We start from the raw sequence: 23,996 nt of genomic DNA, 5'->3' as shown, positions 1-23,996 counted from the left end.
CAAGTCTTTTCATTATGTTGAAATGAGAGCTATATAAATATAAAAGTTTAAAAGACGACATAGAACTTGTCTTTTTAGGGGAGAGAGAGGATCCAGCCATGCATAGAAGCGGTCAGGGCCTTTTTTACCCCGTACGAAGTAAAAACAAAGAAATCAAATGAATAGGCTTTCCTTTTTTGTTATACATAGCATAGTTGTGGCGTATTTATATGATGAAAGATTAAACAGGATTTATATAGTAAACAGTATGGGTCAAAAGTGGAAAAAGTAAAAAGGGCCTTATATATAATTGACAATTGACTGAAATCATTTTAACATTTAGATAAATATCTAAATGTCTAATTAGTGAAAGGAAGAAAGACATTGAATCAAGCATTCAAAGCATTAGCAGACCCAACAAGGCGAAAAATTTTAGATTTATTAAAAGAAGGCGATTTAACAGCTGGGGAAATTGCTGAACAGTTCAACATGACAAAGCCAAGTATTTCACACCACTTAAATGCACTTAAAAATGCTGAACTTATTCAAGATGAAAAAAGAGGGCAATTCGTTGTGTACTCTTTGAACACAACTGTCTTTCAAGATTTATTGACTTGGGTGTTTACATTTACAAATAAGGGGGAAGAGGGGAAATGAAAAAGCATCTTTTTGCAATTATATTAATTCTTATAACTTGTATAGCTTGGGCGTTTGCTTGGCCACATTTGCCGGATACAATCGCGACACATTGGAGTGGTGGTAAGGTAGATGGTTATTCTTCTAAATTATATGGAATGATTTCTATGGTTGGAATTATGATTGCGTTATATGTATTTCTAAATGTGATACCAAAGATTGATCCAAGGAAAGCAAATTACGAGAAATTTTCTAAAGCTTTTATGATGATGAATAACGGGATACTATTGCTACTATTTGTAGGAAATATAGATATTATTACAAGTGGACTAGGATATAATTTATTCATTAATCGAGTTCCAGAATTATTAGTTGGTGTTTTATTTTTAGTGATGGGTAATTATTTACCGCAGTGTAAGCCTAACTTTTTCGTTGGGATGCGTAATCCTTGGACGTTAAGTAATGAAGAAGTATGGCGGAAAACACATCGATTTAGTGGAAAAGTATTTGTAGCTTTAGGACTCATTATGATTATAAGTGTTTTCGCTCCAGCTGATTGGAGATCTTATATGATGCTAGGGATTATAGTAGTTGCTGTCCTCATAACAAATTTATATTCTTACGTTTTATATAAAAAAGAAATGCAATTGTGAGCAATAAGGGATTGAACTGTACTAGTCAAATTTTATATTTATAGTTTCTATGTGTTAAGAAATTTTAATACTCAGTGGGGATAACGAAAAAGCTCGCTGAGTAAATTTTTCGCTTTTAGGTCTGAAAATTTAGTTAAAAAGATAGTTTGGGGGAAATCACATGTTAGAAATTATAAATTTTAGCAAGACATACAAAGGTGGCAAAAAAGCAGTAGATCAGTTAAATATTACTGTTCAAGCAGGAGATATCTTTGGATTTATTGGGCATAACGGTGCGGGGAAAAGTACAACAATTAAGTCGTTAGTTGGAGTTATAGATTTTGAAGAGGGTGAAATTTTTGTTGATGGATATTCAGTAAAAAAGGATCCGATTGCATGTAAGAGAGTAGTGGCGTATATTCCCGATAATCCAGATTTATATGAGCAATTAACAGGAATTCAATATTTAAACTTTGTTGCGGATGTGTTTAAAGTGTCTGCAAAAGATCGGGAAAAGGAGATACAAAAGTATGGAGATGCTTTTGAGATTACACCGTACCTAGGTGATTTAATATCTTCTTATTCACATGGTATGAAACAAAAAGTGGCGATTATATCAGCGGTTTTGCATAAACCGAAATTATTAGTTTTAGATGAACCTTTCGTTGGTCTTGATCCAAAGGCTGCTGTAGTGTTGAAAGGTATTATGAAGGAGCTTTGTGAAAAGGGAAGTGCGATTTTCTTTTCTACGCATGTTTTAGATGTGGCGGAGAAGTTATGTAATAAAATAGCGATGATTAATAGAGGGAAATTAGCACTTTCAGGGGAAGTGAATTCTTTAATAAAGGAAGGATCATTGGAAGAGCTCTTTATGAAGGAGCTTGCTAATGAATATTAGTAGTCTAGGTCTTTTAAAAATCCGCTTGATAACGCAGCTTGGTTTAAATACTTTTAAATACGAAAAAGATAAAAAGAAGAAGCAGAATAAGATTTTACTGTCAGCATCTATTGCCTTAGTTGGTGTCATGTTAATGCTATATTGTGGGGCCTCGGCATATGGATTGGTGAGACTAGGAATAAGTGAAATTATCCCAGTTTATGCACTAGTTATTAGCAGTGTATTGACGTTGTTTTTCACTATATTTAAGGCAAATGGAGAGATTTTTGCTTTTAAGGATTACGATCTTTTAATGTCATTACCGATTCGTGTAAGTACGGTTATTACAAGTAGGTTTTTGTATTTATATTTGCTGAATACGATCTTTTCAATCATAATCATGCTACCAATGGGAGTTGTTTATGGCATACATGAGAGGCCATCAGTTTCTTTTTACTTTATGTGGTTCATCAGTATGTTTATAGTATCTTTAATTCCAACAACAATCGCAGCGGTCTTTGGAGCTGCGATTACGGCAATCGCTTCTAAATTTAAAAATACGAATAAAATAACTACGATTTTAAGTTTCATAGTAATTATTACATTCGGTTTCTTTATGCTAAAAAACGGAAATGCTCAATATAGTCTTAATGATATGAACGGGATTGGTGCAATTGTTTCGGAGCAACTAACTAAAGTGTATCCATTAGCTAACATGTTTCAAAAAGCAATTGTTCATGCTGATATTGTAGCTTTCATCCTGTTTGTTGGGATATCGGTTATTTGGTATTATCTTTTTGTAAAAATCCTTTCGTTAAAATATAAGCAAATAAATACAGAGATTACCACTTATCATATGCTTTCAAATTATGAAATTCATAGCATGAGAAAAGAAAGGGTATTGGCCGCATTGTATAAAAAAGAACTGAAGCGTTTCTTTTCTTCTACAGTGTATGTGGTAAATAGCGGAATGGGAGTTGTGATGGCGCTAGCTTTCGCACTAGCTATAGTTGTAGTAGGGCCAAGTCAATTAATAGCGTATCCTGGAATTGAGGCCCTGTTGCAAAAGGTTGCGCCATTTGCTATTGCAGCAGCGATTTCGATGACGTGTACAACATGTGTGTCATTGTCTTTAGAAGGAAAAAATGTATGGATTATTAAGTCGTTGCCTATAGCGCCAAAGATGATTTATGACAGTAAAATTCTTATGAATCTTTCATTAAGTATACCTGCATCACTTATTAGTGCTGTATTACTGATAATAGGGTTAAAACTAGATGTTTGGAGTTCTCTTTTCATCGTAATAACACCGATAACATATTCATTATTTTCGGCAGTATGGGGGATTTTTATTAATAATCGATTTGGTTATTATGATTGGGTATCAGAAACTCAAGTAGTAAAACAAAGTATAGGATCGTTTGTCGGTATGTTCGGTGGCTTAATTATGGCTGTTATACCAGCCGTATTAATCGGTACTGCTACAATCTCGAACTACAGAGTATTTACTTTTGGAGTTGTTATAGTACTTACGATTGTTACTATTTTCTTGTATAAGAACGAGTCGAGAAGAAGTATAAAATAAAGTTAATGTCATATTCGTATTTTGATTGTAAAGAAGAAGTTAAAATAAAAAAGCTACTGCTCCTTTCAAAGGAGCAGTAGCTTTTTTATTTTAGGGAAATTTGGATCTAGACATTATTTCTTCAAAACCGGTATCCAAATTTCACTTTTGAAGTTTGGAGAAGTTACATCTTTCTGTTCATTCCACAATATTTCCGGTCCTTCTGCTAGTTCGTAGTTCGAAGAAGGGAACCATTCGGAATAAATACGTCCCCACACATTTTGTAATGCATCAGGAAATGGACCGACAGCTTCAAATATAGCCCATGTTGAAGCAGCGACTTCAAGTTGCGCAAATTGCTCTGGGCAATCTTTCGTTGTGGCTACTCCAATATAGTGATCGAGTTCGCCTTTTTCTTCCATTCTTCCTTCAGAAAAGTTAGTGGAGGCACTAATGATTCCATTTGGGTTCACATTTGAAAGCATCTTTAATGTTTGAATGGACTGTGGGGTTAAACTTTTCCACATAGAAGCAATTTCTTCGTTTACACCGTTAAAAACAATCGGTACTCGTTTTTGTATGCCAATGATTTGAAATGGCTCTTTTTCTTCAATTCGATAGTTCATTTCATTTCCTCCTTGAATGGATAGTTGGAAGGTCATTGATGAATAAGCCTTCAAAGAACGAATTGTATTTCGAGCTTCTGAAGGCGTTATTCCGTGCAAATTTTGAAATGCACGTGTAAATGAATCTGGTGAGTTGTATCCATATTTTATAGCGACATCAATGACTTTTGCATTGCTATCTTTTAGTTCAAAGGCAGCAAGAGTAAGACGTCTACAGCGAATATATTCTGATAGTGATATGCCAGCTAAAAAAGAAAACATTCTTTTGAAATGATATTCGGAGCAGAAAGCTATTTTTGCGACTTCTTTAAAATCAATTTCGTGTGTAAGGTTGTCTTCAACATACTGCATTGCCGCATTCATATTTTTAAGTGAATCCATACTATGACCTCCTTCGTATATAGAATAGCAAGAATGAAATAGCTCCATCCGACATTTCATGCACAACTTTGTAGGGTGTATTTTTAACCTTACAAAAATGTAATGTTCCTGTAAGGAGAATGAATGGATGGCATGATATCCCAATGTTATAGTAACAAAGTACTTTAGCTCACTAGGTTAAATTCTGACTCCTCTGCTTATGTGCCTTACATAACTGTCATGTTTGTGTAAGAAACATCGATAGTGGCAAGAGTAGAGAGTGTATATAGTTGAAAATAGAGAATAGAAGAAATGAGGGATGTCGAGATGAAAACAGTGTTAGAAGCAAAAAATATTGAAAAAGTATATGACACAGGTGGTAATAAATTTGCAGCTTTAAAAGGTATTAACTTACAAGTAAAAGAAGGGGAGTTCGTTGGAATTATGGGACCTTCTGGTTCTGGTAAGACGACTCTTTTAAATGTCCTTTCTACAATTGATAATGCGACGAACGGTGAAATTTTAATTGATGGAAAAGATATCGTGAAGATGAATGATGATAAGTTGGCGTTATTCCGCCGTGATCATCTGGGATTCATTTTCCAAGATTATAACTTATTAGATACGTTAACGGTAAAAGAAAATATTGCTTTGCCACTTGCATTATCAAAGGTGAAGGCGAGTGAAATTGATCGCCGTGTTCTTGAAATCTCGAAGAAGTTCGGTATTGATCATATTTTAAGTCAGTTCCCATATCAAGTATCTGGTGGACAGAAGCAGCGCTGCGCAGCATCGCGTGCGATCGTTACAAGTCCTAGTATGATTTTCGGAGACGAGCCGACTGGAGCACTTGATTCAAAATCGGCAACAGACTTACTAGAAAGTATGAAGTCGTTAAATGAATATGATAACTCTACAATTTTAATGGTAACGCATGATGCGTTTGCCGCAAGTTACTGTAAACGAGTTATTTTCATTAAAGACGGTGAGTTATATAAAGAATTGCACCGCGGCGAATCAACACGTAAACAGTTCTTCCAAAAAGTCGTTGACGTAATGTCTTCCATTTCTGGAGGTATGGCCGATGACCTTATCTAGCATTGCCCTCCGCAACATACAGCGGAACTTTAAAGACTACTTTGTATATTTTGCATCTATGATATTTAGCATCGTCATTTATTTTACATTTAAGGCGTTGCAGTATAATTCACAAATGGAAAAAGCTGCGGAAGGTTCTAAAAAAATTAGCGGAGCGTTCCAAGTTTCCAGTGTAATGCTTATCATCTTCGTAGCGGTGTTCATTATATATTCAAACGGATTCTTTACACGTAAACGTAAAAAAGAAGTTGGATTATATTCGTTACTTGGTATTCGTAAAAGACAGATCGGTAAAATGCTCTTTTATGAAAATATGTTAATGGGATTAATGTCTTTAATTATAGGGATTGCGATTGGTAGCGTCCTTTCAAAATTATTCCTTGAGTTATTAGTAAGTATGATGGGATTAAACTTAAATGTTCATTTTGAAGTGCCGATGGCTGCAATTGTTGATACAGCAATTATTTTCTTTGTGATTATATTGTATACATCACTTCAAGGGTATCGTTTAATTTATCGATTTAAGCTAATTGAACTTTTCCGCGCAGAACGTGAAGGAGAAGAAATGCCAAAAGGATCAGTAATTATGGCATTAATTTCAGTTTTCTTAATCGGTTCAGGTTATTTCTTAGCATTAATGTATGTGAAAGCACTTAAGTATGCCGACTTTATGGTAGTCGCACTTTACATTTTACTGGCGACAGTAGTAGGTACGTACTTACTATTTATGTTCTTTACAGTATTCGTATTGAAACGTGCAAGAAATAATAAATCATCGTTTTATAACGGTATGAATATGGTAACGACGTCACAGTTACTATATCGTATTAAAGGAAATGCAAAGTCACTTGCGACAATTTCTATTTTAAGTGCAGTGACATTAACAGCGGTTGGTACGTCAGTTACGATGTATTACAACACATTTACGCAATCAAAAGTAGCTGCGCCGTACAGTTATTCTTATGAGAAAAAAGATGAAGAGCTTGATAAGAAAGTAAATGCGATTTTTGCTGAAGAGAAGGCGAATCACCCTGTCAAAGATCAATTTGAAATTGAGACGGTTCCTGTAAAAGGGAAGTTTGAAGGGGATAAAGTGGACTTCATTCTTAATCTAAACTACACGATTTCAGAGAAATATCAGTTTATGTCTCAGTCCGAATTTAATAAACTTGCAAAAAAAATCGATGCAGAAACAGTGAACGTAGCTACTGGTGAAGCATTTATATATGATAGCTCTTATATTGAAGGGTATGAGTTTAGCCCTCAATATAAAGGAAGTGAAGCAGTATTCCAAATTGGCAATGAAACGAACACATTAACGATTCAAGGTGCAAATAATACAGCAATTACGAACTTAGGTGAATTAGTGATTGTCGTTTCAGATGAAATGTATGAACAGGCGAAGCAAGCATTTGGAACACGTGCTGTAAAAAATATTGATGTAAAAGATGAAAGAAACAGTAAAGTATTAACAGAAAAGTTAGCAAAAGTGATGCCAGTTGGTGAATCAGAAATGGTACCACTATTTAGAGATTTCTATACTGGTTTCCAGACGGGGCTTGAAGGAACGGGACTCATGATGTTCATCGGAATGTTCTTAGGACTTGTATTCTTACTAGCAACAGGCTCTATTATTTACTTTAAGCAATTAACTGAAGCAAATGCAGATCGTGAGCGTTACGTTGTACTTCGTAAAGTTGGTGTAACGAAACAAGAAATGAAAAAAGCTATTGCAAAACAAGTAAGCTTTATCTTTGCGATTCCGTTAGTAATCGGAATTCTGCATAGCTTATTTGCACTAAAAGGTTTAGCAAACTTATTACCATTCGAAATTATGATTCCGCTCCTAATTAGTATCGGAGTATATGGCGTCATTTACATCGGATATTACTTCTTAACAGTTCGATCTTATTATAAGATTGTGAGCGCGAAGTAATAGACGGTAGCTGTAAGGAAATAAGAACTAAAAAATAGTGATTCACCTGATTTTTTAGTCAGGTGAATCACTATTTTTTGTTTTGATAAGCGCTAGTGAGAGATAAAGTTTCACTTTATATAATGAAGAAATTATGGCGAATTAGCTTAGCATTAAAAAAGTAACAAATTTATTAACTTATTTATAGTAATTTATTTGTCATTATTGTACTTTTTTGAAGGGGATAGAACTTTATTAAGATTAAGGAGAATAAAGTTCTAGCTCCTTGAGAGTAGTGTAAAAGGTTAGAACAAAAAGAAGGAGAGTTATTTTGTAGAATAACTCTCCTTCTTTTTAATGTAATAGTTTCTCATTAGATAAATCAGGCTTTGTTTGAAAAAAGATTATATAAATGGTTAATATAATTGTATCAACTAGATTGGCTAATATAGTTATTAAATCACTTGATGGCATGATGATAACAAAGGTTGAAAGTATGGCAGAAACAAGAGGAATGAACTTTTGTAGAGTAGTTACCTTTCCATCTTTATGAAGCTTTGAAGACATAAAGAAGCTAATTAAGAAAACAAAAGATGTAAATAATAATCCTAAATACCCCCAACCATCTTCAATATACCAAGGTAAAAAGCTCATTCGTGATGTGAAAATAAAAAGGTTTAATATTAACATGCTAATCATTAACGTATTTAATATAGTGGTAGTAGTCTGTTGTTTCATTTGAATTACACTCCGATGTTTATTTTTATTTTCGGATTATGAGTAAATGAAAATAGTGATAAAGTTTTTCAAAAAACGAAAGAGAGCATAGTGAAAATGATGTTCTCTTTCGCTTTTTTAGTTAAAATGAGGTGTACATAACAAGGATATTTTAAATGGAGTGTTATATTTGGGAATTCTTATTATAGTAGGATGTCTATTAATAGGCATCATTTTTATTGGTTTAAGTATGTATAGGTTTGTAAAAGAAATAAAAGAAAAAAATTCAAAAAAAGATAAATGGACAGTAGTGGCACAAAATATTCTAGAGCTAGTTTGTGATCCGCTGCACGGAGCACCGTTCTACTTTTTAGTTGGTGCGCTCTTTTTTGTAGTGGGGCTTTTATTGCTCTCTATGGGAATGGGCTGGGTTGAAATTGATTAGTTGGCGTTAGAGCATTAATTATATACAAGTATGTAAGAGGTATATTAGTGAAAATATTTTATAGTCGTAGTATTAAGAAGGAGAGAGTAAATGCCAATTATAAGAGATATCCAATTAAGTTTGCTAAAAAGAAAAGAGCATATAAGTAGTTTAGAGATATTAAAATTAACATCCTCAAGCAACTATGATGAGGAGCTATCTTTTTTAAAAGAAACGAGCTGTATTACTTCTTTATACGAGCGACATATGTCAAAGTTAAGAACAGACTATGAAAAAGTTATTTTGATTTACTGTGTGGATGATATTTCATTATTAAATCAGTGGGAGAAGAAATATCGAATTTTTCCTGGATATATGAATGTGTTTGTAGAGTATGGGAGTGTAAATGATTTTCCATATTTATCAGATAGAGAAAAAAAAGAATTAGCCCTTCAAATCGTTCATACTGAAATGAAGAGTTTAGCTGTGGAATGTGATTGGGATATAGAGATGTTAGAAAAAGCATACAATAAGGTACTGGATTTGGATTATAAAAATGAACTTGTATATATAAAGAAGAGTAGTCCGAATAAAAAATATGTATGTAGTATAATTTGGCAGTATGAAGTGGCTTATGCTGATATGTACTTAGAAATAAGGGAGTATAGAACGAGACGATTAATCAAAAAGGAAAAGCTTATGAGAGAAGAAGATATGTATAAAATGTCTAATTATGTTAGTGACGTGGCTTGGAAGTTAAACCATAAAGTGATGTTGATGAACGACAAAGGAAAAACTATGTGGATGTTAACCTTTTTAGAGAAAAACAATCCAGATAATTTAGTTTGGAAGATGGAAAGAATTGAGGAAAGTTGATAAAAAAGAGCTTGAAACCATTCAAGCTCTTTTTTATTACTATTTATGTCCTAAAATACGCTCAACCTCATGCACACTTAATTTACTTGCCTTAGTAATCGTTTCAAGTGGTATACCAAGATCATACATATTTTTAATCATTTGAATTTTCCCCTGCTGAACCCCTTCTTTTCGACCCTTTTCAATGCCTTGTTCAATCCCTTTTTTTATTCCTTGTTCCATTCCTCTTTTTATTCCTTCTGTCTCTGCGTGGGCGAATTTTGCTGCTTCATCCATTAAAACTTTCTCCCTTGCGTCATAGGCTTGTCGGAAAGAAGAATCTTGACTCATACGTTCCCATTTATTTATCGCTTTTTGTAAAATAGGATCTTGGTTCATAGCAATATCCTCCAATGTTTTAGTTAAGTGCTCATCCTCATTTGCTGAAAGTAATAAAAGCCAACGAACAAATGGATCTTTCCACGGATTTACTTTTTCTTCATGCCATTGTTCTGTTAACTTTGGGATTTCTACAATGTGAATTTCTATGTCGTCACTTAGGAGTTTCTGTTGTTGTGTATTCCATAATATACTCGTTGAATGGAAGGCGTTTTGTTCTGAAAACATTATGAAGTTTAATAAATTTATGGTGATGGTTTTATGCAGTGAGCTATATGGCATGCCCTTTTGTAATTGGGATGTGTATAATTTTCCCCAATAATATAAACTACGTTTTATCATATCGTGATTATTATTGAGGTCGGGTAAGTCGGAGTCCTCACGGACTCTTTCTCCCCTAAGAACCGGACTTGTCCGTTTCCAAACATCCGGCTCAAGCCTTCTTTTTATTCCAAACAGCTAGTCGTTCGTCATCCATCATACGCCATTCTATTACCTGAATTCTTTCTCGAGGCGTTAATGAAATATGCTTGTTCACTTTCTTGTAAATATATGCTCTCTCTCGGCAGATAGGATGCTTTTGATGGAGTTGAATATGACAAGATGTATGTAGAAGTTGAAGATTACTATATTCATTTGTCCCCCCATAAGCTTTAGGAACTTTATGATGTACTTCTAATGCTTCTCCGTTTTGTAAAGCCTCTTTACACATTGAACAGATATATTTCTGTTTCTTTGCGATTTTAATTCGAGTTAGCGTATTATTGTTATCAAAATCTTTTTTATCTCGTTTAGCAAAATAGTCAGAGAGTTCGGGATTGTCTGGGCTGTTCTTATATTTTATTCCAATATGTCTTGCAATAGGAGTCCAAATCATTTTATAGATTTGATACTGTGTCTTTGGACAGGTGAGAACCCACTTATCATGTCCTCCATGTTTGGGCTTTCGAAAATATTGTTTTACAATCCATTTCCAACTTTTCTTTGGATGCAAATGTTTTACATGTCGTACAACATTTCCCCATATAAAGTAGTCCATGGATGAGAACACCCTTTTCGATACTACATGCCTCCAGTAATACACATACCCCCGGATTACTGAATTTAGGTTTGTTAATAGCGTATAAACAGATTTTCCTTTCAATTTTTGGAAAGTTGTTTTTATTTTCTTTTTGGCTTTTTGAATACTTGTTTTTGACGGTTTAATTAACAATTTATTCTTGTCTTGCACATATTGTTTAATGTGAAAACCTAGAAAATCAAAACCTTCAGTAATGTGAGTAACACGGGTTTTATCTGTTGCTAATGTAATTCCGCGTTTCTCAAGATATGGTACTAATTCTTGATACAAAGCTTCCGCTTCTTCTTTTGTTTGACAAGTGATGATAAAATCATCTGCGTAACGAACCATTGCCTTTGTGCATTTGACATGAATATTATAGGTAGTACCTTGTCTTTTTGTGTTACTCTTACTGTATTTAATACCGAGCTCTTTCTCCATACCATGTAAAGCGATATTAGCCAAGAGAGGTGAAATCACTCCTCCTTGAGGAGAACCCGATGTTGTAGGATGAAACACTTCATTATCTACATACCCGGATGTTAACCATCTTCTAACAACCTCTTTTGCTGGGAAGTTTTGAATTTTCTCTAAGATATGGTCATGGTTTAAATTATCGAAACATCCGGCAAAATCTCCTTCAAATACCCAAACTTTTTTACTTTTGGAGTTTAGTTTGTTAAAGATATTCGCTATGGCATCATGTGCACTACGCTTCGGACGGAATCCGTACGAAATGGATTCGAATTCTGCCTCCCACTCTGGTTCCAGAGCGTTTTTGGCGATATTTTGCCAAATTCTATCCTTAACTGTTGGAATGCCCAACGGGCGTAATTTCCCATTTTTCTTTGGAATGTGTATGCGCTTTACTGCTCTTGGACGATGTGATGAAATATTTTGGTGGCTCATTTTCTGAAACAATGCCATCCTAGACCTAGGTGTCAATATACGTTCTCCATCGATACCCGCTGTGCGCTTCCCACGGTTTATTTGTGTAACTCTTTTAATTGATAACAATAGATTCGCTTTGCTTCGAAGTATAAGGCGTTGTAATTTTCTCACTCTTCTACTTTGATTTTGGTGTTTGGCACGAAAAATTCGTTGTCGTAACTTCCTTACATACCTTTCGATTTCTTTCCACTGGATTGTAAACCAATCTGTAAGTGAAGGAATAGCCGACGCCTTGTGAGCTGTATCCATAACTAGATTCCTTCCTTTCCGCAAAAGTTTCTTTCCGCTTTTTTTCGTGTTGAAGACCTGTTGGAAGTCTGCACCCTTTCGGGTTGCATCATTAAGGTTTTTTTTCCTTGAATGCTATTCGCACAGTTATGAGTTCCTGTTATCTTTCGACTTTGCGACTTTCGCTTTTTCCAACATCCCATACCCTCTATAACGTCATTCTGCCTTACGACATCCTTACTGTACAACGTACAGATTATATAGGGCTTACCAAGTTCCACTTCTAATAGATACGATGAGGGAAGGTATCTTCTACTACTCCGGCGGATATGTAGGTTGTCCCTCAGCGGCATACAAAGTCCACTTTTCTCATCCGCGATCCCAATGTATCAACGTCTTTCATTAGGTTCATAGTAACGAAGCTTAAGAAAATTCACTGTCGTTTACCTTTCTCATCTTTCCCTAGCACGGATTGAATGTACGTTCATCGCTTCCTTATGCATCCCCTCATGCAACCAACCCTGCCATTACTAGCAACGCTGTTTCGGGTGGAAATATTCTTGACAACTAGAATAGCGTATCCCTATGGATACGCACTATTATGAAGCGACTTCTTGTCGCGCCTGTATTTCTACATTTACTTTTGTTCCTGTGTTTAATGTCGCTGAAATGTCTAAAATAGATAACTTATCCTCTTCATATTCCCGATGTAAATGTGGATCTTCTAGTTGTAGAGAAGCAATGGGCGACTCTAAAGACTCTTGTAACATAGCGTTTAAAAATGCAATTAGAATATCTTCACTACCATTCGTACCAAACAATTGTTTAAATGCAAAATCAATGCGTAAATTAACTAACTGTTGGTTGAACACAGTTTTTTCTCTCCCTTGTATCAGGTTGCTTCTTTCCTTCATTGTATCTAAAAAGAACTGGGGCATGCAAACAGACCCTTCTGCTATTTTATTAGTAGTATTATTAGAAAATAAAAGGCAAGTATGTCTATGTTATACTCTAGTGAAATTGAATTTTTTCAATCAGTAGCTGCTACAATAGAGAAGAAAGATCCAAGTGTTATTGTGAATAAGGATTCTAATACACATTGGAAAAATTGGATGGATTTTGAGTGTGAATGAAATTTAAAGGATAGGAGAACTCATAATAGATGAAAAGAAGAAAAAAATCCGGAGAAAAGATACAAATGAACCGATTTACATTCCCTTTATGTTACGGAAGTGAAGCACCATCTTATTACTACGAGGTAGCGGCTCATGAAAGAGAGGGACGCTTCCATTTAACATCAGATCTTTGTGTAATGGACGATGAACATTATTTTATTAGAGGCTGTTTAGAGATTCCTATAATTGATTACCACGAAAATTTCATCTGGGCTGTGTGGGTCTCACTTAGTAAAGAAAGTTTATGATAAAGTACTAGAAAAGTGGGATGAAAGAGGGCGAGAAAATAGCGATCCTCATTTTGGCTGGTTATCTGTAGAAATACCAGTTTATCCAGAAACACTAAATTTAAAGAAAAATATACATATAAGAGAAGTTGGAATGGTGCCGTATGTTGAATTAGAGCCAACCAATCACCCTTTAGCGATAGAACAAAGAAATGGAATTACTTTGGAGAGAGTGAAAGAAATACAAGAAATTATACAACGATATAATTAGATTAGAAGAGAAAAAACGAGTGATATCACTCGTTTTTTTCATTACACAATATTAGGATTATAAATCATCGTAAAGTGTCCTTGTAACAATTCAATATGACACGGTGTATGAAGTGAGCTTTCTCCATCTGTATCTACTTCTTTTTCTTCTTCTGTTTCAATATGAATGGATTTCGCTTTTACATGGAAGATGTCATTTTCATTTGAGTCTTCAAATAGTTTTTTTCCGATATAATCTTTAAACGCTTGAATGCCTGTTGATTTGACTACGAAAATATCAAGTGTTCCGTCATCACATTTTACGTTCGGAATAAAGGATGGGATACCCCCGAGATATTCACCGTTTCCAACCATAACAAGGACAGCTTCGTCTTCATATACTTGTCCGTCGTAAGTTATTTTTACTGGGAATGTTTCAGCGTTTTTAACAGTTCGAATGGTGCTTAAATAGTAACCGATTTTACCAAGCTTTGCTTTCTCTTCTGCATCAATATTGTTTGATACTTCAGATACGAGTCCAATGCCCCAGAAGTTTAAGAAGTGCTGTCCGTTTGCTTTTGCGACATCAATTGGTTTTACATGTCCTTTTGTAATGAGTTTCGCTGCTTCTGCAATATTTTGCGGAACACCAAGTGTGCGAGAGAAGTCGTTGCAAGTTCCGCCTGGAATGATTGCAAGTGTAGGTCTAGTTTCAAGAGGGGCTAAGCCATTAGTGCATTCAAATACAGTTCCGTCACCACCAAAGACTATAATTAAATCTACTTTACTAGCAAACTCTTGGCAATATTTTGTTGCATCACCTTGTTTTTTCGTATGAAGGATATGCAGGTCAGGAAAAGCTGCCGCAAGAGGTGGTACGATTTTTGTTAAGTTCGTATGTAAATCGCCTTGTCCTGCTTTCGGATTTACGATGAGGAGTACTTTTTCAAATTTTGTCTTTGTCATTTTTATTCTCTCCCTTTGTCTTTTACGAATCGTGATAGAAAATAAACTTCCATCAATAATTGATGGAAGTTTACTCTATTTATATTACTCCGTTACAACTGAAGCGATAAATGGTAAGTTACGATATTTTTCTGCGCAGTCGATACCGTAGCCAACGATAAATTCGTCTGGAATTTGGAAGCCAACATACTCAGCTTTTAAGTCCACTTTACGGCGTTCAGGTTTATCAAGTAACGTACAGAACTTCAATGCTTTTGGTTTATGCATGAAGAAGTGATCTTTTAAGAAGTGAAGTGTTAAACCAGAATCGATAATGTCTTCTACGACAATTACGTTTTTTCCAGTAATGTTTACATCGATATCTTTTAATAGTTTTACTTTTCCAGTTGTTTCTGTTTGATTTCCGTAGCTAGATGCAGAGATAAAGTCGATAGTTACTTCGTTTTTAATATGGCGAATTAAATCAGCAGCGAATACGAAAGATCCTTTTAATACAGCGATTACAACGATTTCTTCTCCTTCAAAATCACGTTCGATTTGAAGCGCTAGTTCTTTTACTTTTTCTTGTAATTGTTCTTCAGAAATTAAAGTGTCTTTTATTTCAATTTTCATTTGAATCCTCCTACAGTGTAAAACTTGTGAACATTTCGACTGTAAAGGATAGAAAGAAAAAAGTCAAAGAAGATATAAGGTTTTTACAGAAATCCCCACAAAATAGTCAGATGATATGATATACTGATAATTTTAAGAAAACGCTTCCAAAAAGGGTGATTATGATGAAAAAGAAACAGTATACAAGTGTAACATTTATAAAAGCATTGTTTTTAACAATTGTTCTTGGTATGTTGGCTTACATAATTGATGTACCTGCAATTCGCATTTCACTAATTGGAATGACTTTAGTATTAGGCGCAATTTCCCACGGTATGATGTCGCAGCTGCAAGAGGCTGGACTTGATGATATGAAAGATTCTATAGATAAGAAATGAAAAACCTTCACGTATATAGAGTGAAGGTTTTTCGTTTCTTACAAAAATGTAAGGTGATTTGTAAGACAAATCGATAGTTGCATAGTAGTGTTTTGGATAAACTATAAGTGTAAGGTAAAAGGCAAGCATATTTTAGGTAAATTAAGTTTTAGGCACTCTATATGTGAAAAAGGAGTAGGAGGGCATGGAGAAACATTGGACGACCTTTTCTTTTTTAGCAACTAGTAACACCGTAATGCTAGCTGGAGAAATGGATTTTTTGCATACGTTTGATCGAGAAGACGATCATTCTTCTTCTAAATTTACAATGAAATGGAGTAAGTGGAGCGATAGTTGTAAATTGGAAGAAGAGGCCCCTAACGAAAGGCAAAAAATTATTTTAACAAATCCTATTAAAGCATGGGTCGTTCAATGTCGTAAGTGTAACGTCAAAAATCACTTCAAGAAAACTGAGCCGAGACAATTAGTTATCACTCCGGCCCTTTCTACTTCTCAATCACGCGAAAGTAACAAATAAATATCGAGACACACACCCGAAAAAACATCGTATATATTACGGTGTTTTTTTATTTTTCTAAAATGAAATCTTTAACAGAATTCCATTTCATCTGCATCTTATATTTACATCTCTTGTTTATTCTAGTAATACATCCGGTGCGACGTGATGTGTTACTAGAATAAAGTATAAAAGGAGAGAAATAAAATGAAAAAAAAACTATTACCAATTTGTGCAATGGCACTTTTAACAGTAGGATATTCTTCAGTAGCGAGCGCTTCTACTGGAACATTAACAAAAGAAGAATCAGCGCAAATGCAGCAAGATAAAGCTAAAAAAGAAGAAGCAATTAAGGAACAGCAAAAGAGCGAAGTAGAGAAAAAAGAAGCAGCACAAGTACAAGAAAAAAGTGATATGGCTAAAAAAGAGGAAGCAATAAAAGCAGGGCAAAAGAATGATACAGCGAAACAAGAAGTAGCGAAACAAGCTGTACAAGGTGAAAAATTACCAAACACAGCATCAAATAATGTAGCAATGATGGCATTAAGCGCATGTCTTGTAGCGATAGGGACATTATTTGGTTTGAACCGTCGTAATAAGATTAAGGCATAAATAAAATATTGTTCTATAAAGAATGGGATAATTTCATATATTAAAAATGGTAGGTTACTCCTACCATTTTTTGCATGGAGGGATTCACAGTGACAGTTCTAAATCGTATTGGATTTACGTTAATGATAGTAGGCTTATTAATGGGAGCCTATTACGCTTTTGAATGGTATAAAGGAAAAAGTTCTGCACAAGATTTAACGACAGAAGAAATTAAAAATTTTGAACAACAAACATCCAAGCAGCATTCTAGCGAAGTACCAGTAAATGCACAAGTACCTTCTTCTCAAATACAACATAAAGAAGGAGAAAAGATAGCTATGTTAAATATATCGAAAATAAAGAAGAAGTTTTCTATATATTGGGGAGCAAATGATGCTACATTGAAAAAAGGAGTCGGTATGTTTGTTAGTGATTTAACGACAACACCATCTGGAGGAGGGCATACTGTACTGAGCGGGCATAGGGATACTGTATTTACAGAATTAGGGGAGCTTAAAGAAAAAGACAATCTCATTGTAGAATATGACAATACAATGTACACATATGAAATTCAAAAGATGTGGATTACACACGCGGATGATCGCACTGTTATTGTAAAAAAAGAAGAACCGACATTAACACTGACGACTTGTTATCCATTTGATTATATAGGGGATGCACCGGATCGATATATTATCGAAGCAAAGTTAATTACGAGTAATTCAAAATAAATTATAGAGCTTTGAATAGTAATTTCTTAAAGCGAGAGGGGGAGACATAGATTATGTCAAAAAACATTTTGATTGTTGAAGATGAAGATATTTTACGCGAAATATTAAAGGATTACTTTTTGAGTGAACAATATAAAGTGCTTGAAGCGAGAGATGGAAAAGAAGCTTTAGTCTTATTTGAAGAAGAAGAGGTCGATTTAGTTATACTTGATATTATGTTGCCGGAACTTGATGGATGGTCTGTTTGCCGAAGGATTCGTAAGACGTCGGGGGTTCCAATTATTATGCTGACGGCACGTGTAGATGAAGATGATACATTACTTGGGTTTGAGCTTGGGGCAGATGATTATGTTGCGAAACCATATAGTCCGCCTATTTTATTAGCGAGAGCGAAACGATTATTAGAAAGCAGACAAGCATCAAAGAAACCTTTGGAAAATGAAGATGATACGTTATCAATTCATGGCATTCACGTCCATTTTCCGTCACGTACTGTTACTGTTGATGAGGCAGACATTACTTTAACACATACAGAATTTGAAATATTAGCTTATTTCATGAAAAATCAAGGGATTGTACTAACAAGAGAACAGTTAATTTCAAGAATTTGGGGGTACGAATTTGCTGGTGATGATCGAACGGTTAATAGCCATATTCGTAATTTGCGAAATAAATTAGGAGAGAAAGCAAAGTACATTACAACTGTAGTGCGAACCGGTTATAAATTCGAGGGGAACATATGAGAAAAGGGATTGTACTTAAATTATTTACCCTTACAACAGCTCTATGTATGTTGATTTTAGCGACGATATTTATTGGTCAAACGATATTTTTTAAACAATATTATGCGAACCGAAAAGTAGAAGATATTAAAGTGAATTTAAATTCCTTTGAGAAGAATTATTTGAATTATGTAGGAAATGCAGAAGGAATTCAGAAGCTGGAGCAAGATTTTTTAAGAGAAAATAATACGTGGATTACGATATTAGATCAGAATGGGAATTTAAAACATGTGGATGATTTTTATTTTGAAGTAACGATAGACCGTAGGCAACAAAAGAGCTTTGGACAACAAATATTCAAGATTCCCTTAGGTAATCTCGTCAATATAGAGGAGATTGATAATAAATTATCAGAGAAGTTTTCAGGACAAGAAATTTATTTTTCTGGAGTGAGAAAAGAAGAAAGTTTTATTCCATTCTCTTTCTCGTTAGGTAAGCAAAATTTAAGTGGATCTAATAAACCGTTAGAAAAAGCATTTAATGAGAAAATGATTAAATTAGATCAGGAGAAAAAGAAAGCAGCTGAGGAACAAGTTGTTAAGGAAAAGAAGCCGGCCGTTCAGGAGCAAGCTGCTCAGGAATTAGATGCTCCCATAGTAGGACGTGTTACGAAAGTACAGTTCCCCGATGTAAAAGGTCCTGTGAATCCAATTTATAAAAATAGTTTATTCTTAGATAGCATAAAGGAATTTCAAACTGATTTATTATTAAAAGAGAATAATCATATACAGTATTCAACACAAATAATGGACTATGAAAAAAATGATATAAAATATAAATTATTAATTAAACCAAAAAAAGAAAAAAACGGATCGGTAACATATATATATGCGATGGCTTCTTTACAGCCTGTAGATGAGGCTGTACAAATGGTGCAAGATTATTACATCTATATTGTTGCATTTGTAGTCGTTCTAATTTTTCTAGCTTCGTTTTATTACTCAAAACAAATTGCAAAACCGCTACTAAAAATAAATGATACAACGAAGAAAATAGCTCATTTGGATTTCACAGAAAAAATTCCGATTACTTCAAAAGATGAAATTGGTGATTTATCGCAAAATATTAATACATTATCTAATAAACTACATTCACATATTGGACAGTTAGAACAAGATATTGAAAAAGAAAGAAAGTTAGAAAACACAAGGAAAGAATTTATTGCGGGTGTATCGCATGAACTAAAAACGCCGCTGAGTATTATGAAAAGCTGTATTTTCATTTTAAAAGATGGGGTAGCTGAACATAAGAAAGACTACTATTTTCAGGCGATGGAAAAAGAAGTAGACAAGATGGATATACTAATTTTGGATATGCTTGAATTAGCTAAATTTGAGTCTGGCACATATAACATGAAGATGGATTCTTTCTATATAGATGGAGTGATTGAAGAAATATGTGAACAGCTTTCAGCGGAGATAGAGAAAAAAGAACTGAGTGTGCACAAACATATATGTCCAGCAGAAGTGATTGGGAATCAAAATAGAATTGAACAAGTAATTGTGAATTTTATTACGAATGCAATACGTTATACACCAGAAAAAGAAGATATTATTATTTCCACAATAGACGGGAAGGATCATATAAAAGTATGTATTGAAAATAAAGGTGCTCACATTGAAGAAGAACAATTAGATAAAATTTGGGATCGTTTTTATCGCGTGGATGCGGCAAGGAAACGTTCACAAGGTGGAACAGGGCTTGGTCTTGCAATTTCAAAGAATATTTTAGAATTGCACGATGCTGAATATGGGGTGAAGAATACCGAAGATGGTGTGTTATTTTACTTCTATTTACCGAAAAAAGCGTAGACAATACTATCTACGCTTTTTTAATTTATTTTCATATTATCTTTACCTAATCTTTATTTCTAAACAGTATACTTTGAATAGAAAATGAGGTTATGTAAGGAGTCGATGAACCGTGCATAGCAATTGGCTAAGTATAATGGTATTTATTTTCTTTTGTGCATTTATTGTATTTTTAATTGATATTACGATGTGAAAAAAGAGCGCTAAGTTAAGCGCCCTTTTTTTGTGAATTTATTTGATAAGCACTCATGCTTTTGAATAATCTTGGTGAAGTGATAAATAAAAATATAAGTAAAACGGTACATAGAATATAGGAACCAATCATTGTGCTACCGTTAAATATTAAAGAATATAGAATAGCTGATTGACCTTTCGGTGCATATTGTCCCCAGAAAATAATACCGGCAATAAAGTGACAGAAGTAACGAGCTAGACTACCGATAAAAGTAGCAATGATAATGTATCCAATTACTTTCTTTCCTTGGTTTTGTTTTGATGAAGGCTTATCTTTACGGCTACTTAAGTTTGATTGTTCGTTTCCATTCTTATTAGATGCTAGAAGTGCTTTTTGAATTGGACGATAGAATAAACCAGCAAATCCAATGAATGCGAAAGCAACGAAGTATTCAATGATTACTTGAATTGGTGTGACGATAATGGCATCGCCTACGACAATTTGTAATAATCTCCAAATTAAGCCTCCTAAGAAAGCTATTTTGAAGCCCCAGCGGTATGCGATAATAAAGATAGGAATCATAGCGAATGAGATGGAACCGCCTGTTGCTGATATTTTGATTGAAAGTGGTAAAATATCGATGACCAAGGCGAAGGCTGCAAGAATAGCAGATTCGATCATCGCTTGTAAATTGGTGTTACGCATGTTGTCTCCCCCTAAATCCAAGTTGCAAAAAAAGAATAGATATCATAGGAGGATACGAAATACGTAAATGAAAAAGAGGTATGTATTTCGGACGTTTGCACAATTCCTGCGTTAGCATTAACTAACAGGTTCAAAGGGTCGGAACGAATTGTTCCCTCTCAGCGGTAAGGCTCCCCCTGTGATAACGAGATTCTTTATTTGCTATTGTTCATTGTAAGCGAAATGGATGAGAATGGCAAATGAATACCGTATGACAATTATTGAAATAGAATTGTAGCGAAATGTTAATAAATATGAAGCAAAAGGGTATAGTCCAATTGAAATAGAGTATGATATAATTTTTCTGAAAATAATTATCATTCTCTTCTGAGGGGGAAGGTTATGAGCTTAGTAGATATTAAAATTGGCGAGAAAGTGTTAGTAAAAAGTATTCAGTCTTTAGATCAGTTATTAAAGCGTAGACTAGCTGCTTTCGGTCTCGCGGAAGGAAGCGAACTTCGCTTGAAACAGAAAGCGATGTTTAAAGGTCCTTGTACATTGGAGTGTCGTGGACAGTTAATTAGTATTCGTCATTGTGACGCGAAAATGATAAAGGTGGAATTAGCGTGAATAAGGTTGCTTTGCTAGGGAATCCGAATACAGGGAAAACATCATTATTTAATGCACTTACTGGTTCTTATGAATATGTAGGAAACTGGAGCGGTGTAACAGTAGAAAAGAAGGTTGGTAAATTAAAAGATAAGCAAGGAACATTAATTGATTTACCAGGCGTTTATGATTTGAATCCAGTTTCACGTGATGAAGGTGTCGTTACGAATTTTCTACTAACAGATGAATTTCATCATATGTTAAATATAGTGGATTCTTCTCAATTTGAGCGAAATATGCATTTAACATTGCAATTACTTGAATTTGGTAAGCCCGTTTCAATTGGTTTAAATATGATTGATGTGGCAAAGCAAAGAGGAATTGTGATTAATGTAAAAAGGCTATCAGAAATATTAGGTGTAACAGTCGTTCCTGTCATCGCAAGAACCGGAAAAGGCTGTGAAGAATTACTTACTACTCTTCATGAAGAGAAACAAAAAGAGAAAAAGCCATTCATTATTTCATATGGTGTACAAATGGATGAAGGAATTGGAGAGGTAATCGCTCTTTTAGAGACAGCGAATTATGAGCATCCGAGATGGTTAGCCCTTCAATTTTTAAGCAATAACGAAGTAGTAGAAAAAGAAATGAAAGCATTACCAATTTATAAGGAACTTATAGCCATTCGATCTCGTTTAGATGGAAAACTTGATTGTACGTTGGAAGAGCACATTTACAAGACTCGTGAAGCGTATATTGAAAAGTTAAAAACAAATGTTATGCAACATGAGAAAGAAGGAAAAATTCCTTTTTCAGAAAAAATTGATAGGTTAATTACACATAAAATTTTAGGACTTCCAATCTTTTTAGCAGTTATGTTTTTTATTTTTCAGGTTACGTTTACGTGGATTGGTACACCTTTATCTGATATGCTTGATGGATTTTTTGGCGGACAACTTACTGATTGGGTTACAGCTGGGCTCACAAGTGTTGGGGCTTCTGACTTTATTCAAGCACTCGTTACAGAAGGTATTATTGCTGGTGTTGGTGCGGTATTAGTATTCGTTCCACAAATCTTTGCACTATTCTTCTTCATTTCATTATTAGAAGACTCAGGATATATGGCACGAATTGCAGTTGTTATGGATAGAATTATGGAGTTTTTCGGTTTAAACGGAAAAGCATTTATTCCGATGATTATCGGCTTTGGATGTAACGTTCCAGGTATTATGGCAGCGAGAACGATTGAACAAGAAAAAGAAAGGTTACTTACAGTTCTTGTAACACCGTTTATGTCTTGTTCGGCACGTTTACCTGTATATGCACTATTTGCGGGAGTTTTCTTCCCTCATAGTCAGGCGACTGTTGTGTTCTCTTTATATATCGCAGGGATTGTTCTTGCATTACTCGTTACAAAAATTATGTCTCTTACTATTTTAAAAGCAGAAAAATCTATTTTTGTAATTGAGCTACCGCCTTACCGTGTGCCACAAGCAAAAACGTTATGGCTCAGCACGTGGGAGAAAGGTAAAGGATTTGTTCGTAAAGCAGGTACATTCATCTTCGGTGGTTCTGTTGTCATTTGGTTATTAAACTATGCAGGTCCATCAGGATTTGGTGTTGATATGGGAGACAGTTTCTTAGCGATGATTGGTGGATTTATTGCACCACTTTTTGCACCGCTCGGCTTTGGAACGTGGCAAGCTGCAGCATCCCTTTTAACAGGATTTTTAGCGAAAGAAGTTGTCGTTTCTACGATGGCAATTATTTATGCGGTTAAAGAAGATGTGCTAGGAAATGTAATGGGAGCACATTATACGGCGCTATCAGCATATGCATTTATGTTCTTTATTTTATTATATGTTCCATGCTTAGCGACAGTAGCTGTTATTAAACGTGAAACTGGATCGATGAAATGGACAGTTTTCTCTGTCGTTTATCCGCTCGTTGTTGCTTATGTATTAACGCTCATTATATACCAAGTTGGATCCTTACTCGGATTCTAGAAGGAGATGTATTGCAATGATGGTCAATATTATAATTGGAGCTATCATTTTTGGTTATGCAGCATATACGTTAGTTAATTTTGTAAAGAGAAGTAAAAAAGGCAAATGCGCAGCATGCTCTTTAAGTAAGTCATGTCAGTCGCAAACTTGTAGTCCGGATATGGAGCAAATTGCTCATAAATAG

Annotated in this window: 24 protein-coding genes, 3 pseudogenes and 1 riboswitch; of the genes and pseudogenes, 19 read left to right on the top strand and 8 right to left on the bottom strand. The window is 34.6% G+C overall.

The window, feature by feature from the left end; translation table 11 throughout:
* Positions 1–363 precede the first annotated feature (363 nt).
* From B5P40_RS15450 to B5P40_RS15435, 4 genes are all read left to right on the top strand, one after another.
* A complete protein-coding gene (locus B5P40_RS15450) occupies positions 364–636 on the top strand; it encodes an autorepressor SdpR family transcription factor (RefSeq protein WP_001070538.1) in 273 nt (90 codons plus the stop codon).
* On the top strand, positions 633–1,268 hold the full coding sequence (locus B5P40_RS15445) for an SdpI family protein (protein WP_000716338.1): 636 nt from the start codon (positions 633–635) through the stop codon (positions 1,266–1,268). Before B5P40_RS15450 ends, B5P40_RS15445 begins: the two co-directional genes overlap by 4 nt.
* 160 nt (positions 1,269–1,428) lie before the next feature.
* The gene (locus B5P40_RS15440; RefSeq protein WP_002167491.1) at positions 1,429–2,145 is read left to right on the top strand and encodes an ABC transporter ATP-binding protein; all 717 of its coding nucleotides are present in this window, start codon (positions 1,429–1,431) and stop codon (positions 2,143–2,145) included.
* Complete coding sequence (locus B5P40_RS15435; RefSeq protein WP_113709392.1) at positions 2,135–3,709, top strand: putative ABC transporter permease subunit; 1,575 nt, start codon at positions 2,135–2,137, stop codon at positions 3,707–3,709. The genes B5P40_RS15440 and B5P40_RS15435 overlap by 11 nt, the downstream gene beginning before the upstream one ends.
* Positions 3,710–3,822: 113 nt before the next feature.
* On the opposite strand, the gene B5P40_RS15430 is transcribed toward B5P40_RS15435, so the two are convergent.
* Positions 3,823–4,695 (bottom strand): AraC family transcriptional regulator, encoded by an 873-nt coding sequence (locus B5P40_RS15430; protein WP_113709391.1) that lies wholly within the window; start codon positions 4,693–4,695, stop codon positions 3,823–3,825.
* Positions 4,696–5,001: 306 nt separating this feature from the next.
* Between B5P40_RS15430 and B5P40_RS15425 the strand changes: the two genes are divergently transcribed.
* On the top strand, positions 5,002–5,772 hold the full coding sequence (locus tag B5P40_RS15425; protein WP_000859659.1) for an ABC transporter ATP-binding protein: 771 nt from the start codon (positions 5,002–5,004) through the stop codon (positions 5,770–5,772).
* Positions 5,759–7,708, top strand: a complete 1,950-nt coding sequence (locus B5P40_RS15420; RefSeq protein ID WP_113709390.1) for an ABC transporter permease — start codon at positions 5,759–5,761, stop codon at positions 7,706–7,708. Before B5P40_RS15425 ends, B5P40_RS15420 begins: the two co-directional genes overlap by 14 nt.
* Before the next feature lie 333 nt (positions 7,709–8,041).
* Here the strand turns inward: B5P40_RS15420 and B5P40_RS15415 are convergent, their stop codons facing one another.
* Positions 8,042–8,425, bottom strand: a complete 384-nt coding sequence (locus B5P40_RS15415; RefSeq protein ID WP_113709389.1) for a hypothetical protein — start codon at positions 8,423–8,425, stop codon at positions 8,042–8,044.
* 169 nt (positions 8,426–8,594) lie between these two features.
* Here B5P40_RS15415 and B5P40_RS15410 point away from each other — a divergent pair, with 169 nt between their 5' ends.
* Both B5P40_RS15410 and B5P40_RS15405 read left to right on the top strand, forming a co-directional pair.
* Positions 8,595–8,849, top strand: a complete 255-nt coding sequence (locus tag B5P40_RS15410) for a hypothetical protein (protein WP_113709388.1) — start codon at positions 8,595–8,597, stop codon at positions 8,847–8,849.
* Positions 8,850–8,939: 90 nt separating this feature from the next.
* Positions 8,940–9,704 (top strand): hypothetical protein, encoded by a 765-nt coding sequence (locus B5P40_RS15405; RefSeq protein WP_113709387.1) that lies wholly within the window; start codon positions 8,940–8,942, stop codon positions 9,702–9,704.
* Between the two features lie 39 nt (positions 9,705–9,743).
* On the opposite strand, the pseudogene B5P40_RS15400 reads toward B5P40_RS15405, so the two are convergent.
* The 3 genes and pseudogenes from B5P40_RS15400 to B5P40_RS15385 all read right to left on the bottom strand — a co-directional run.
* Positions 9,744–10,442 (bottom strand): annotated as a pseudogene (locus tag B5P40_RS15400) (Rpn family recombination-promoting nuclease/putative transposase); the annotation flags it as partial.
* 73 nt (positions 10,443–10,515) lie between these two features.
* On the bottom strand, positions 10,516–12,342 hold the full coding sequence (gene ltrA / locus B5P40_RS15395) for a group II intron reverse transcriptase/maturase (RefSeq protein WP_078177370.1): 1,827 nt from the start codon (positions 12,340–12,342) through the stop codon (positions 10,516–10,518).
* Positions 12,343–12,944: 602 nt separating this feature from the next.
* Positions 12,945–13,193, bottom strand: a pseudogene (locus tag B5P40_RS15385) (Rpn family recombination-promoting nuclease/putative transposase); the annotation flags it as partial.
* Between the two features lie 123 nt (positions 13,194–13,316).
* Between B5P40_RS15385 and B5P40_RS32790 the strand changes: the two are divergent.
* Positions 13,317–13,454 carry a DUF7003 family protein gene (locus B5P40_RS32790; protein ID WP_002167499.1) on the top strand — a complete coding sequence of 46 codons (138 nt, stop codon included), beginning with the start codon at positions 13,317–13,319 and terminating at the stop codon, positions 13,452–13,454.
* Between the two features lie 29 nt (positions 13,455–13,483).
* Positions 13,484–13,994, top strand: a pseudogene (locus B5P40_RS15380) (DUF2199 domain-containing protein).
* Positions 13,995–14,035: 41 nt separating this feature from the next.
* On the opposite strand, the gene B5P40_RS15375 reads toward B5P40_RS15380, so the two are convergent.
* The gene (locus B5P40_RS15375) at positions 14,036–14,938 is read right to left on the bottom strand and encodes a diacylglycerol/lipid kinase family protein (RefSeq protein WP_061688364.1); all 903 of its coding nucleotides are present in this window, start codon (positions 14,936–14,938) and stop codon (positions 14,036–14,038) included.
* 84 nt (positions 14,939–15,022) lie between these two features.
* Positions 15,023–15,550: a hypoxanthine phosphoribosyltransferase gene (gene hpt / locus B5P40_RS15370; RefSeq protein ID WP_000687586.1), complete on the bottom strand. Its 528-nt coding sequence runs from the start codon at positions 15,548–15,550 to the stop codon at positions 15,023–15,025.
* A 161-nt stretch (positions 15,551–15,711) separates the two neighbouring features.
* On the opposite strand from hpt, the gene B5P40_RS15365 reads away from it, so the two are divergent.
* From B5P40_RS15365 to B5P40_RS15340, 6 genes are all read left to right on the top strand, one after another.
* Entirely contained in the window at positions 15,712–15,927 is a 216-nt protein-coding gene (locus B5P40_RS15365) for a hypothetical protein (protein ID WP_002143519.1), read from the top strand.
* 184 nt (positions 15,928–16,111) lie between these two features.
* Positions 16,112–16,444: a hypothetical protein gene (locus B5P40_RS15360; protein WP_000410949.1), complete on the top strand. Its 333-nt coding sequence runs from the start codon at positions 16,112–16,114 to the stop codon at positions 16,442–16,444.
* A gap of 186 nt (positions 16,445–16,630) precedes the next feature.
* Positions 16,631–17,035, top strand: a complete 405-nt coding sequence (locus B5P40_RS15355; protein WP_113709386.1) for an LPXTG cell wall anchor domain-containing protein — start codon at positions 16,631–16,633, stop codon at positions 17,033–17,035.
* 89 nt (positions 17,036–17,124) lie between these two features.
* Positions 17,125–17,745: a class D sortase gene (locus B5P40_RS15350; RefSeq protein WP_113709385.1), complete on the top strand. Its 621-nt coding sequence runs from the start codon at positions 17,125–17,127 to the stop codon at positions 17,743–17,745.
* Positions 17,746–17,798: 53 nt separating this feature from the next.
* The gene (locus B5P40_RS15345; RefSeq protein ID WP_000041840.1) at positions 17,799–18,488 is read left to right on the top strand and encodes a response regulator transcription factor; all 690 of its coding nucleotides are present in this window, start codon (positions 17,799–17,801) and stop codon (positions 18,486–18,488) included.
* Complete coding sequence (locus B5P40_RS15340; RefSeq protein WP_078176444.1) at positions 18,485–20,338, top strand: sensor histidine kinase; 1,854 nt, start codon at positions 18,485–18,487, stop codon at positions 20,336–20,338. The genes B5P40_RS15345 and B5P40_RS15340 overlap by 4 nt, the downstream gene beginning before the upstream one ends.
* 208 nt (positions 20,339–20,546) lie before the next feature.
* Here B5P40_RS15340 and B5P40_RS15335 read toward each other — a convergent pair whose 3' ends face one another.
* The gene (locus tag B5P40_RS15335) at positions 20,547–21,218 is read right to left on the bottom strand and encodes an energy-coupled thiamine transporter ThiT (protein WP_113709384.1); all 672 of its coding nucleotides are present in this window, start codon (positions 21,216–21,218) and stop codon (positions 20,547–20,549) included.
* 85 nt (positions 21,219–21,303) lie between these two features.
* Positions 21,304–21,405: riboswitch (TPP riboswitch) on the bottom strand.
* 194 nt (positions 21,406–21,599) lie between these two features.
* On the opposite strand from B5P40_RS15335, the gene B5P40_RS15330 reads away from it, so the two are divergent.
* From B5P40_RS15330 to B5P40_RS15320, 3 genes are read left to right on the top strand one after another with little or no spacing between them, the layout of a single operon-like run.
* Complete coding sequence (locus B5P40_RS15330; RefSeq protein ID WP_000060512.1) at positions 21,600–21,827, top strand: FeoA family protein; 228 nt, start codon at positions 21,600–21,602, stop codon at positions 21,825–21,827.
* Positions 21,824–23,812, top strand: coding sequence for a ferrous iron transport protein B (gene feoB, locus B5P40_RS15325; protein WP_002129597.1), 1,989 nt, complete (start codon positions 21,824–21,826; stop codon positions 23,810–23,812). Before B5P40_RS15330 ends, feoB begins: the two co-directional genes overlap by 4 nt.
* A 16-nt stretch (positions 23,813–23,828) precedes the next feature.
* Complete coding sequence (locus B5P40_RS15320) at positions 23,829–23,996, top strand: FeoB-associated Cys-rich membrane protein (protein ID WP_000989601.1); 168 nt, start codon at positions 23,829–23,831, stop codon at positions 23,994–23,996.

The sequence above is a fragment of the Bacillus sp. SRB_8 genome (genome assembly GCF_003264205.1).
In the GTDB taxonomy this organism is placed as follows: Bacteria; Bacillota; Bacilli; order Bacillales; family Bacillaceae_G; genus Bacillus_A; species Bacillus_A mycoides.
Note: the sequence above shows the minus strand (reverse complement) of the source record. Positions and strands in the feature narration are given on the sequence as shown.

Excerpts from the sequence above, each read along its gene's own strand:
- B5P40_RS15445 (WP_000716338.1), top strand. The coding sequence starts at position 633 with ATGAAAAAGCATCTTTTTGCAATTATATTAATTCTTATAACTTGTATA.
- B5P40_RS15440 (WP_002167491.1), top strand. The coding sequence starts at position 1,429 with ATGTTAGAAATTATAAATTTTAGCAAGACATACAAAGGTGGCAAAAAA.
- B5P40_RS15435 (WP_113709392.1), top strand. The coding sequence starts at position 2,135 with ATGAATATTAGTAGTCTAGGTCTTTTAAAAATCCGCTTGATAACGCAG.
- B5P40_RS15430 (WP_113709391.1), bottom strand. The coding sequence starts at position 4,695 with ATGGATTCACTTAAAAATATGAATGCGGCAATGCAGTATGTTGAAGAC.
- B5P40_RS15425 (WP_000859659.1), top strand. The coding sequence starts at position 5,002 with ATGAAAACAGTGTTAGAAGCAAAAAATATTGAAAAAGTATATGACACA.
- B5P40_RS15420 (WP_113709390.1), top strand. The coding sequence starts at position 5,759 with ATGACCTTATCTAGCATTGCCCTCCGCAACATACAGCGGAACTTTAAA.
- B5P40_RS15415 (WP_113709389.1), bottom strand. The coding sequence starts at position 8,425 with ATGAAACAACAGACTACTACCACTATATTAAATACGTTAATGATTAGC.
- B5P40_RS15405 (WP_113709387.1), top strand. The coding sequence starts at position 8,940 with ATGCCAATTATAAGAGATATCCAATTAAGTTTGCTAAAAAGAAAAGAG.
- ltrA (WP_078177370.1), bottom strand. The coding sequence starts at position 12,342 with ATGGATACAGCTCACAAGGCGTCGGCTATTCCTTCACTTACAGATTGG.
- B5P40_RS32790 (WP_002167499.1), top strand. The coding sequence starts at position 13,317 with ATGTCTATGTTATACTCTAGTGAAATTGAATTTTTTCAATCAGTAGCT.
- B5P40_RS15375 (WP_061688364.1), bottom strand. The coding sequence starts at position 14,938 with ATGACAAAGACAAAATTTGAAAAAGTACTCCTCATCGTAAATCCGAAA.
- hpt (WP_000687586.1), bottom strand. The coding sequence starts at position 15,550 with ATGAAAATTGAAATAAAAGACACTTTAATTTCTGAAGAACAATTACAA.
- B5P40_RS15365 (WP_002143519.1), top strand. The coding sequence starts at position 15,712 with ATGATGAAAAAGAAACAGTATACAAGTGTAACATTTATAAAAGCATTG.
- B5P40_RS15360 (WP_000410949.1), top strand. The coding sequence starts at position 16,112 with ATGGAGAAACATTGGACGACCTTTTCTTTTTTAGCAACTAGTAACACC.
- B5P40_RS15355 (WP_113709386.1), top strand. The coding sequence starts at position 16,631 with ATGAAAAAAAAACTATTACCAATTTGTGCAATGGCACTTTTAACAGTA.
- B5P40_RS15345 (WP_000041840.1), top strand. The coding sequence starts at position 17,799 with ATGTCAAAAAACATTTTGATTGTTGAAGATGAAGATATTTTACGCGAA.
- B5P40_RS15340 (WP_078176444.1), top strand. The coding sequence starts at position 18,485 with ATGAGAAAAGGGATTGTACTTAAATTATTTACCCTTACAACAGCTCTA.
- B5P40_RS15335 (WP_113709384.1), bottom strand. The coding sequence starts at position 21,218 with ATGCGTAACACCAATTTACAAGCGATGATCGAATCTGCTATTCTTGCA.
- B5P40_RS15330 (WP_000060512.1), top strand. The coding sequence starts at position 21,600 with ATGAGCTTAGTAGATATTAAAATTGGCGAGAAAGTGTTAGTAAAAAGT.
- B5P40_RS15320 (WP_000989601.1), top strand. The coding sequence starts at position 23,829 with ATGATGGTCAATATTATAATTGGAGCTATCATTTTTGGTTATGCAGCA.